The organism is Arthrobacter sp. 05L421, from assembly GCF_056397785.1.
In genome coordinates, this window is the sequence record NZ_JBFTOC010000008.1 from 172,436 (window position 1) to 183,164 (window position 10,729).

A 10,729-nucleotide genomic window follows, 5' to 3' on the forward strand; every position below is an offset into this window, starting at 1 on the left:
AAACCCGAGAACTTGCGCTTTCAAGTTTCCCTTCCGCCTGCCCAACGGACGAATAGCCCGGAAGATTCCGTGCGGCTAGGGTTGACGGAGAGCCACGAGCGGACCCCAGGGGGCACCAATGGAAGCAACCGACAGCGCCGGACACGGCAGTCAAGACACCACTGAAGCAGCGGCAGCAGCCAGCGACGGCGCGCCCACACGTGCCGAGGCAGGGGATCAGTTCGACTTCATGGTGGTGTCCAACCGGCTGCCAGTCGACCGCTGTTCAGCCGACGAAACCGGCTGCGAGGACGGCTGGCGCCGCTCCCCCGGCGGCCTCGTCACAGCTCTGGCCCCGATGATGACCAAAACTGACGGCGCCTGGGTGGGCTGGCACGGCGCCCCCGATGAGACCGTCAAGCCTTTCAGCCACGGCGGCATCGACCTGATCCCGGTCCAGCTGAGCACGGACGACATCGAGCTCTTCTACGAGGGCTTCTCCAACGCCACCCTGTGGCCGCTCTATCACGACGTCATCGCCCCGCCGGAGTTCCACCGCACCTGGTGGGACTCCTACCGGAAGGTCAACCGAAGGTTCGCCGATGCCGTCATCCGCCATGCGGCCGAGGGCGCCACGGTCTGGGTGCAGGACTACCAGCTCCAGCTGGTGCCGAAACTGCTCCGGGAGGCGCGGCCGGACCTGAAGATCGGTTTCTTCAACCACATCCCGTTCCCTCCGCCGGAGATCTTCGCCCAGCTCCCGTGGCGACGCGCGATCATCGACGGCCTGCTGGGCGCGGACCTGGTGGGCTTCCAGCGCAGCAGCGACGCCGGAAACTTCATGCGCTCCGCCCGGCGCTTCCTGGGCGCCAGCGTCAAGCAGCAGCAAGTGCACGTCAGGGGCGCCGACGGCGAGACCACCCACATTGCCAGGGCCCAGGCATTCCCTATCTCCATTGACGTCAAGCAGATCAGCGAGCTGGCGAAGAGTCCGGAAGTCATTGAACGCGCGCAGCAGATCCGCCGGGACCTCGGCAACCCCAAGACCATCTTGCTCGGTGTCGACCGGCTCGACTACACCAAGGGCATCCGGCACCGGCTCAAGGCGTACGAGGAGCTGCTGCAGGACGGCAAGGTCACCGTGGAGGACGCCACCCTGATCCAGGTGGCCAGCCCCAGCCGGGAACGCGTGGAACAGTACCGCCTGCTCCGCGAGGAGGTCGAGGGCACGGTGGGCCACATCAACGGCACCTTCGACACCATGCAGAACACGGCCGTCCGCTACCTGCACCACAGTTACCCCATCGAGGAGATGGTGTCGCTGTACCTGGCCGCGGACGTCATGCTGGTCACCGCCTTGCGCGACGGCATGAACCTCGTGGCCAAGGAATACGTCACTGCCCGGACGAATAACGACGGTGCGTTGGTGCTGAGTGAGTTTGCCGGCGCTGCCGACCAGCTCAAGCAGGCGCTGCTGATGAACCCGCATGACATCGACGGCCTCAAGGACACCATTATGCGGGCGGTCAATATGCCGCCGGCCGAGGCGGCCCGCCGCATGCGGGCCATGCGCAAGCAGATCCTGGACCACGACGTCGACCTCTGGTCCTCCGACTTCCTGAACGCCCTCGCCGAAAAGGTTGTACGCGATGAGTCCTGACAACCCGGGCACGGCCCCGCTCTCGCTCTCCCCTGAACTGCTGGCCGCGGTGCGGCGCATCGCCAGCACCGAGCACCTGCTGGTGGCGATGGACTTTGACGGCACCATGGCGCCGCTCGTGGATCACGCAGGCGACTCCCGCGCGCTCCCGCGCTCGGCGGCCGCCTTCGCGGCACTGGCGGAACTTCCCCGGACGACGACGGCCCTCATCTCCGGCCGCGCGCTGGACAGCCTGCGTGCCGTCGCCTTCCCGCCGGAGAACACGCTGCTGATCGGCAGCCACGGCGCCGAGGTCTGGATGGGACCCGGATCCTCGCAGCTGATGCTCGACGACGCGCAGCGGGAACTCTTGGCCGACGTCCGCAGGGAGCTGGCGGAGATCGCGGAGCAGGCACCCGGAACCCTCCTGGAGGACAAGCCGGCCGGCGTCGTCCTGCACACCCGTCTCGCGTCCGCCGACGTCGCCGAGGACGCCGTCGCCGCGGCACGGGCAGTCCTGCAGGACCGCAGTGGCGTGTTCTTGAAAACCGGACACCGGGTCCTGGAGACCTCCGTGGTCAACGCCTCCAAGGGAGAGGGCATTGCCTTCCTGCGGCAGGCCACCGGAGCCACAGCCGTGGTCTTCGCCGGCGACGACACCACCGACGAGGACGCCCTCGGCAGCCTCGTCCCGGGCGATCTCGGCGTAAAAGTGGGGCTCGATTTCACCCAGGCCGAGTTCCGGGTCGAGGCACCGGAACACATCTGCGAACTGCTCGAAGCCCTCCTGAGGGAGCGGACACGGGCCGTCACGCACTAACAGACCGGCACGGGAAACGCCGGAAACACAGGCGCCACGCCGCCAAGTGGGCACCATCACCTGTGACATCCGTAACATTTTGGCCCAAATGCCATAAATCTGACATACTCTGTATGTGATGTGGCGCACAACTACCGTGCGGCGTCATTGGATACTCCTCGGCTTCGGCCGAGGAGTATGCGCATGAGGACCCAAAATTGAATTAACAACTGAATAAGATGACCATTCACTACGGATCGTCCGGCACGTACCTGCCGGTGAAGGGATTGATAACTGTGGCTACAGTTACTTTTGACAACGCAACACGCCTATACCCGGGCACCGACAAGCCCGCCGTTGACAAGCTCAACATTGATATCGCCGACGGCGAATTCCTGGTCCTCGTTGGACCCTCCGGTTGCGGAAAGTCGACCTCCCTGCGCATGCTTGCAGGTCTTGAGGACGTCAACTCCGGCCGCATCCTCATCGGCGACCGTGACGTCACGGACGTTCCGCCGAAGGATCGCGACATCGCCATGGTGTTCCAGAACTACGCCTTGTACCCGCACATGACTGTGGCGGACAACATGGGCTTCGCGCTGAAGATCGCCGGCGTCAGCAAGGAAGAGCGCGCCGAGCGCGTCCGTGAGGCCGCCAAGCTGCTCGACCTCGAACCGTACCTGGACCGCAAGCCGAAGGCCCTCTCCGGCGGCCAGCGCCAGCGCGTTGCCATGGGCCGCGCCATTGTGCGTAACCCGCAGGTGTTCCTCATGGATGAGCCGCTGTCCAACCTTGATGCCAAGCTGCGCGTGCAGACCCGCACCCAGATCGCGTCCCTGACCCGCCGCCTCGGTGTCACCACGGTCTACGTGACCCACGACCAGGTTGAGGCCATGACCATGGGTGACCGCGTCGCCGTGCTGAAGGACGGCCTGCTGATGCAGGTCGACACCCCGCGCAACCTCTACGACAAGCCGAAGAACGTCTTCGTGGCTGGCTTCATCGGCTCCCCCGCCATGAACCTGCTCGAGCTCCCCGTCGTCGACGGCGGCGTGCAATTCGGCGGGACCGTCTACCCGGTACCGCGCGACGTCCTCGAAGAGGCCCACGGCCAGACCGTGACCCTCGGTTCCCGCCCGGAAGACCTTGAGACGGTTGCCGAGGGCGATGGCCTCCAGGTTGAGGTCGACGTCGTCGAAGAACTCGGCGCCGACGCCTACGTCTATGGCCACACCACGCTGGACGGCCAGAGCCACGACATCGTGGCCCGCGTCGACGGCCGCCGCCCCCCGATGAAGGGTGAGTCCATCTGGGTCCGCCCGCAGTCGGGCCACGTACACCTGTTCGACACCAAGACCGGCCTGCGCCTCGGCGACTGACCACAACGGTGCAACTGACGGCGGTCCTCCCCTGGGGAGGGCCGCCGTCGGGCGTTAACTGCTCCGCTTTAGGCGGGATCTGCAAAATACGGAAGAATTGATTCATGACCGAGGAAACCCCATGACCGAGGAATACAGCGCCCAGTGGCACGACGAGCCCACTGACTATGGTCAGATCGGAAAATTGCCTCGGTACGAGGCCGCCAGTGCGAATGACGAAAAGGCCGCGATAGCGTCCAGTTCGCTGAGCATCACGGCCGCCGCCACCGAGCCTGAGCTTCTGGACCTGCCCTGGCACATCGCCCTCGAGGACTGGCCGGCAGAGTATCTGGCAGCGCTCCCCCGCGGCATCTCGCGGCACATCGTGCGCTTCGCCCACCTCGGCGGCTCCGTCATCGCCATCAAGGAAACCTCGGAGCACGTGGCCCGCCACGAGTACCACATGCTCCGCAAGCTCGCCCGGCTGGACGTTCCCGGCGTGGAGCCCGTGGCCGTCATTACCGGACGCACCACCCCGGAGGGCCGGCCGCTGAACCCGGTGCTGGTCACCCGGCACCTGAAGTTCTCCATGCCCTACCGCGCGCTCTTCTCCCAGATGCTGCGCAAGGACACCCTGACCCGGCTCATCGACGCCCAGGCGCTGCTGCTGGTCCGGCTGCACCTGATCGGTTTCTACTGGGGCGACGTCTCGCTCTCCAACACCCTGTTCCGCCGCGACGCCGGCGCGTTCGCCGCCTACCTCGTAGACGCCGAGACCGGCGAGCTCTACCCGGATTTGTCCACCGGCCAGCGCGAGTACGACCTCGAAATCGCCCGCGTCAACATCGCCGGGGAACTCATGGACCTGCTCGACGGCGGCCTGATCGAGGAGAAGGTGGACCCAGTGGCCACCAGCGAGCTCATCATGGACAGCTACCGGCGATTGTGGACCGAGCTAACGGCGAAAGAGTCGTTTGAGATCGGTGAACGCTGGCGCGTGGCCGCCCGCATCCGGCGGCTCAACGAGCTGGGGTTCGACGTCGGGGAATACGCGATCAAGACCACGCAGAACGGCTCCACCATCCAGCTACAGCCCAAGGTGGTCGACGCCGGGCACCACCAGCGCCGGCTGCTGCGCCTGACCGGCCTGGACGCCCAGGAAAACCAGGCCCGACGGCTTTTGAACGACATGGACTCGTTCCGGGCGGACAACAATCCGGGCATGGACGAGGAATACAGCGCCCACCTCTGGGTCAGCCAGATCTTCGAACCGATTGTGCGAGCCATCCCCCGCGATCTCTCCGGCAAGCTCGAACCGGCCGAGGCGGTGCATGAGGTCTTGGAGCACCGCTGGTACATGTCCGAGAAGGAGAACCGGCACATCCCCCTGGCCGAGGCCGTCCAGTCCTACATTGACAACGAACTGCGCCACCGCCGGGACGAGGCCGCCATCATGCTCAACCCGGACACGGGGTTGCTCAAGATCCTCGAGGTGGAGACCGAGGAATCACGCTACGGCGGCGACGAATCCATCGACGAATACCCCGACTCCGACGACTGAGCTACGCGCCGGACGCATTGTGGCACGCCTGGGCTAAATCGCTTCAGCCAAATCGCTTCAGCTAAATCGCCTTGCCGGGATTCAGGATCCCTGCAGGGTCGAACAGCTCCTTGATCCGGCGCTGCAGTTCGCGCACGGGTTCCTTCTGCTCCAGGCCCAGCCAGCGCAGCTTGTACTGGCCGATCCCGTGCTCGCCCGTGATGGTGCCGCCCATGGCCAGCGCCACGGCAATGGACCTGTCCAGGGCCGCGCCGAGGCGGGCCATGGCATCGGGGTCCACGGTATTGTCCGTCCGGTCGATCCAGAAGGTGGGGTGCAGGTTGCCGTCGCCGGCATGGGCCACGACTTTGAGTTGGACCTGGTGCTCAGACGCCATGGCCTCGAGCTCGGCCACGTAGTCCACCAGGCGGGAGCGTGGTACAGCCACGTCCTCGCCCACCCGGTATTCGTCGTCCACCTCGGTGCCGCGGCTGTTGCGGCGCAGCTCGACAAGCTGCTCCGCCTCCGCGTTGGCCTCCATGGTCACCACGGCTCCCCCCGCAGCCAAGACCGGGCGGATGGCAGCGGCTTCCGCCGCCGCGCCGAAGCCGTCGGTCTGGATCAGCAGCAGGGACGCACCGCGCGCGGCCAGGTCGGAGCCGTGGATGTCATCGAGCTGGGCCAGCGAGCCGCCGTCGAGCAGTTCCATGATGGCCGGCTGCACGCGGGCCCTGCCCACGGCGAGGACGCCAGCCGCGGCGCTGCGGAAGTCCGGGTAGAAGGCGGCGATGGTGTGCACCTCGCGCGGCAGGTACTTCAGCCGCACGGTGACACCGACCACGATCCCCAGGGTCCCCTCCGAGCCGACGAACAGCCCGGTGAGATCATAGCCGGCAACGCCCTTGAAGGTCTGGTGGCCGGTGTGGATGAGGGAACCGTCCGCGAGCACGACGTCGAGGGCCAGGACCGAGTCCCGGGTCACCCCGTACTTCGCGCAGCGCAGCCCGCCCGCATTAGTGGCCACGTTGCCGCCGATGGTGGACATCTTGAAGCTCGCGGGGTCCGGGGCGAACATCAGCCCGTGCACGGCGGCGGCCGCGTTGAGGTCAGCGTTGATGACGCCGGGCTCCACGACGGCGGTCTCGTCATCCGGATTGAGGTCCAGGATGCGGTTCATCCCCTCGAGCGTAAGCACCACACAGCCCTCGCTCGCGTGGGCGCCGCCGGACACGCCGGTGCCGGCCCCGCGCGCCACGAGCGCGACGCCGCGGGCGGCACAGGCACGCACCGTTGCCTGTACGTCGGCCACCGATTCTGCCCGGACCACGGCCAGCGGGAGCTGATAGTCCAGCACGGGAGCCTGGTCCACGGCATAGGCGGCCAGTGTGGCGGCGTCCGCGGCAATTTTCGCCGCGCCTAGGGAAGAGGTCAGCTCATCGATGATGCTGCGCATGCGGTCTCCAGTTCGTTCGAATCCGGATCCCAGTCTAAGGCTGTGCATTGTCGGTGATGTGGCTCACAGTTGCAAGCGCTTCCAAGCCTGCGGCGGGAAGCCCAGACACTGGTCAAAAGAACCTGCAGAAAGATGACTGGAAGCGTTTTCACTTTTTGGTCGCAGGCCCTTACGATTGCCGTCATGTCCGTTGATTCAGTTCTTTTCTCCCCCGCAGCGCTGGCCGGCCCCCTTTCGGGCCCGCTGACCCCGGTGCACGCCGCAGACCACGTTCCCGGATGGTGGCGCTCTGCAGTCATCTACCAGGTCTACCCGCGCTCGTTCCGGGACCTGAACGGCGACGGCATCGGCGATCTCGCCGGCATTACCGCCGAGCTTCCCCGCCTTGCGGAACTGGACATCGACGCCGTCTGGCTGTCCCCGTTCTACCGCTCGCCGCAGCGGGACGCGGGCTATGACGTCAGTGACTACTGCGACGTCGATCCCTTGTTCGGCACGCTGGACGATTTCGACGCCATGATGGCTGAGGCCACCCGGCTGGGGATGCGGATGATCGTTGACCTCGTGCCCAACCACTGCTCGGACCAGCACCCGGCCTTCCAGGCCGCCCTGACCGCGCCCGCCGGCAGCCCGGAACGGGACATGTTCATCTTCCGCGACGGCCGCGGAGCATTCGGCGAGGAACCCCCGAACAACTGGCAGTCCCACTTTGGCGGTTCAGCCTGGACCCGGATCACCGAACCGGACGGCGCCCCGGGCCAGTGGTACCTGCACCTCTTCGACTCCTCCCAGCCGGACTTCAACTGGGACAACCCCTCCGTCCACGACGAATTCGAGCGGGTCCTGCGCTTCTGGCTGGACCGCGGCGTCGCCGGTTTCCGGGTGGACGTGGCGCATGCCCTCGTGAAGGCCCCCGGCCTGCCGGAGTGGGGCGGCCGCGCCGACGGCAGCAGCTCCGACGGGTTCCCCGGACGCGACGCTCCGATGTTTGGCCAGCCTGCCCTCCATGACATCTACCGCCAGTGGCGGCGGATTCTCGCCGAGTACGGCCCTGACCGGATCCTCTGCGCCGAGGCTAACGTTGACCCGCTCCCGCGGCTTGCCGACTGGGTCCGCCCGGACGAAATGCATCAGGCCTTCAACTTCCCGTACCTCCATGCGGGCCTGGACGTGCGCCGCATGCGCCACGTCATCACCGAGTCACTCACGTCGCTGGACGCCGTCGCCGCTCCCAGCACCTGGGTGCTCTCCAACCACGACGTCGTCCGCCATCCCACCCGCTTCGGCTACAACGGGCAGGCGCCGCGCGACGGCGACGGAATCGGCACCTGGGATCCACAGCCGGAGGAGGACCTCGGCCGGTCCCGGGCGGCAGCGGCATCCTTGTTCATGCTGGGTCTGCCCGGCGGAGCTTACCTTTACCAGGGTGAAGAGCTCGGCCTCCCGGATGGGATCGACATCCCGGACACCCAGCGCCAGGACCCCACGTTCGCCCGCACCGGCGGCGCGCGGCTGGGCCGCGACGGCTGCCGCGTGCCGCTGCCCTGGCGGGCCGGGGAACCCAATGCAGGATTCGGCCACGGGCAGGACCCCTGGCTGCCGCAGCCGGAGAGCTTCGCGCGGCTGGCGCGGGACGTGCAGGCCGCCTCGGCGTCGTCGCATCTGAGCCTCTACAAGCGCATGCTGGAGCTGCGCCGCCGGCTGGACCTTGGCCGCGGCTCACTGTCCTGGTACGAGGACCTCTGCACGGACACCAGCCTTGCCTTCCTCAACGGCTCCACGCTGGTGCTCCTGAATGTGGGGTACGAGCCCCTGGAACTGCCCGCGGGTCGCGTGCTGCTGCGCAGTTCGACGCCTCCTCACGCCGGCTACGACGCAGGGGACATGGCCAGCGCCGGCCATCCGTTAAGCTCAGGTGAAACTGTTTGGCTGGAGATCGACATCGAGGACACGGAGGGCTAGGGATGCCCGGCATCAAGGACGTCGCGGAACGGGCCGGCCTCTCCATCGCTACCGTTTCGCGCGCCTTGAGCGGCAAAGGCAATGTGTCCCCGCGAAGCAGGGAGCGTGCCCGGACCGCCGCCGCCGAACTCGGTTTCGTCGTGTCGTACCAGGCCTCCAGCCTGGCCTCCGGTCGGAACCACAATGTTGGCCTTGTTGTCCCTTCTGTCCACCGGTGGTTCTTTTCCTCGGTGGTCGAAGGAGTCTCGGCAACCCTGCTTGATGCCGGCTTCGACCTCACTCTGTACAACGTCAGCGAAGGCCGGGAGCGCCGCCACTGCGTGCTGAACGACTTCCTGCTGCGCAAACGCGTGGATGCCGTGATCGCCGTGTCCCTGGAGCTCTCCGAGGCCGAGATCGACAAGCTGCTGGCCATCCACCGTCCGATCGTGGGGATCGGCGGCCCGCTGCCTGGGGCGTCGACCATTCGCATCGATGACGCCGGCATCGCGGAGGCCGCAGCACGCCACCTCATCCAGCTTGGCCACAGCAAGATCGCCCATATGACCGGCGATGCAGCCTACGAACAGGATTTCCGGCTCCCCGGGACGCGCCAGGCGGGCTTCAAGACAGCCATGCGCGACGCCGGGCTGTCGGTCCGGCCGGAATGGCAGGTCTCCGCTGACTTCACAATCCAAGGCGCCTATGCCAACGCCCGGCAGCTGCTGGGCAGCTCACCGGAGCGCCCCACGGCCGTCTTTGCCGCCTCCGATGAGATGGCGATTGGCACGATCCTCGCTGCCCGGGACTTCGGCCTGCGGGTGCCACAGGACCTCTCCGTCATCGGCATCGACGGCCACGAGCTTGGTGAGGTCTTCGGGCTGACCACGTTCGATCAGGATGCACGCGGCCAGGGCGCGCTGGCCGTGCGGCGCTTGTTGGCCAGGCTGGACGGCGCCGCAGACACAGCGGCCGCCCACGCCGAATACCCCACACGCTTTGTCATCCGGTCCAGCACGGCTGTTCCGCCCCTTGAACAGGGCCCCCTGCGCTAGGAAAGCTTGGCTGCGGCCCGGCCAGCGGCGTTCCTGCCCAGTTCCTCGCCCCATTGCCTGGCCTTCTGCCCAGAACGGCCCGGCAAGCCGGGGAGGCCCTACGAGTTCCGAGCCCCGGTCCTCCCAGCAACTGGGAAGCAGCGCTTGGATGCGGCGCACAGACCAAGCAAACTCAGTCCCCGCCACCGCCCATGAACCTCACGAAACGGTCCAGGACGCCGGGCCAGCCGGCCGCGTAGTCGGCCCGGGTTGCCGCAGGGTCCTCTGCGCCTTCCCAGCCGCTGTGGACCAAACGGAGCTCTGTTCCCTCGGCGACCGCCCTGAATGCCACCCGGAGCTCGGTGGACCACATGGCAGTGGTCCCGGGGTGCCAGCTGGCATGGAAGGACAGTGGAGGCTGCCAGTCGTCAATGGATCCCCACACGGCCGTCCGGCCATCATCAGCGGTTTCCATGATCAGGTTCTCTTCGAACTCCACGTAGGAGCCGATGCCATAGACGCTGTGGTCCTCAAGCGGCCACCAGAGGTGCGTATGTTCGGTGAATCCCACAAAAGCCCGGGCGACGGCGCCGGGCACCACCACCGTGTATATAACCGGCTCCAGGCCGTCGGTTGCCTCCGGTTCGGGACCATCAGGCAGTTCAACGGGTGCGTGGCTGAAGAGGTTATCCATGGGCATTTATTCTACCCGCGCCTCTCAGCCGGGCCGGCGCCGGGGTTGGTGAAGTGTCGGTTAAATGCGGGAGGACCCCCAACGTGGTTGGGGGTCCTCGACCGTTAATGRTGTTCCGGCGGTGACCTACTCTCCCACACCCTCCCGGGTGCAGTACCATCGGCGCTGTGGGTCTTAGCTTCCGGGTTCGGGATGGGACCGGGCGTTTCCCCCACGCTATGACCGCCGTAACCCTGTGTCCGCACCCGCCGCGGCCCTGGGGGCGTGGGGGTGGGAAAACTGGTGTTACAAC

8 protein-coding genes and 1 rRNA gene are annotated in these 10,729 nt (G+C 66.7%); 6 read left to right on the forward strand and 3 right to left on the reverse strand.

All coding sequences use genetic code 11. The features are described from left to right. The first annotated feature begins 118 nt into the window (after positions 1-118). From AC1DKQ_RS11875 to AC1DKQ_RS11890, 4 genes are all read left to right on the forward strand, one after another. Complete coding sequence (locus AC1DKQ_RS11875; RefSeq protein WP_476885091.1) at positions 119-1,639, forward strand: alpha,alpha-trehalose-phosphate synthase (UDP-forming); 1,521 nt, start codon at positions 119-121, stop codon at positions 1,637-1,639. Continuing rightward, entirely contained in the window at positions 1,629-2,438 is an 810-nt protein-coding gene (gene otsB, locus AC1DKQ_RS11880) for a trehalose-phosphatase (RefSeq protein ID WP_476885092.1), read from the forward strand. Before AC1DKQ_RS11875 ends, otsB begins: the two co-directional genes overlap by 11 nt. A 275-nt stretch (positions 2,439-2,713) precedes the next feature. Next, the gene (locus AC1DKQ_RS11885; RefSeq protein WP_277528136.1) at positions 2,714-3,796 is read left to right on the forward strand and encodes an ABC transporter ATP-binding protein; all 1,083 of its coding nucleotides are present in this window, start codon (positions 2,714-2,716) and stop codon (positions 3,794-3,796) included. A gap of 121 nt (positions 3,797-3,917) precedes the next feature. Further along, positions 3,918-5,336: a DUF4032 domain-containing protein gene (locus tag AC1DKQ_RS11890; protein WP_476885093.1), complete on the forward strand. Its 1,419-nt coding sequence runs from the start codon at positions 3,918-3,920 to the stop codon at positions 5,334-5,336. A 61-nt stretch (positions 5,337-5,397) separates the two neighbouring features. Here the strand turns inward: AC1DKQ_RS11890 and AC1DKQ_RS11895 are convergent, their stop codons facing one another. Further along, complete coding sequence (locus AC1DKQ_RS11895) at positions 5,398-6,768, reverse strand: FAD-binding oxidoreductase (RefSeq protein ID WP_476885094.1); 1,371 nt, start codon at positions 6,766-6,768, stop codon at positions 5,398-5,400. A gap of 183 nt (positions 6,769-6,951) precedes the next feature. Here AC1DKQ_RS11895 and AC1DKQ_RS11900 point away from each other — a divergent pair, with 183 nt between their 5' ends. Both AC1DKQ_RS11900 and AC1DKQ_RS11905 read left to right on the forward strand, forming a co-directional pair. Next, a complete protein-coding gene (locus AC1DKQ_RS11900) occupies positions 6,952-8,730 on the forward strand; it encodes a glycoside hydrolase family 13 protein (RefSeq protein WP_476919079.1) in 1,779 nt (592 codons plus the stop codon). 2 nt (positions 8,731-8,732) lie between these two features. After that, complete coding sequence (locus AC1DKQ_RS11905) at positions 8,733-9,764, forward strand: LacI family DNA-binding transcriptional regulator (RefSeq protein WP_476919080.1); 1,032 nt, start codon at positions 8,733-8,735, stop codon at positions 9,762-9,764. A gap of 172 nt (positions 9,765-9,936) precedes the next feature. Here AC1DKQ_RS11905 and AC1DKQ_RS11910 read toward each other — a convergent pair whose 3' ends face one another. Then, positions 9,937-10,437 (reverse strand): SRPBCC domain-containing protein, encoded by a 501-nt coding sequence (locus AC1DKQ_RS11910; protein ID WP_476919081.1) that lies wholly within the window; start codon positions 10,435-10,437, stop codon positions 9,937-9,939. A gap of 113 nt (positions 10,438-10,550) precedes the next feature. After that, positions 10,551-10,667 (reverse strand): 5S ribosomal RNA (gene rrf, locus AC1DKQ_RS11915). Positions 10,668-10,729 lie beyond the last annotated feature (62 nt).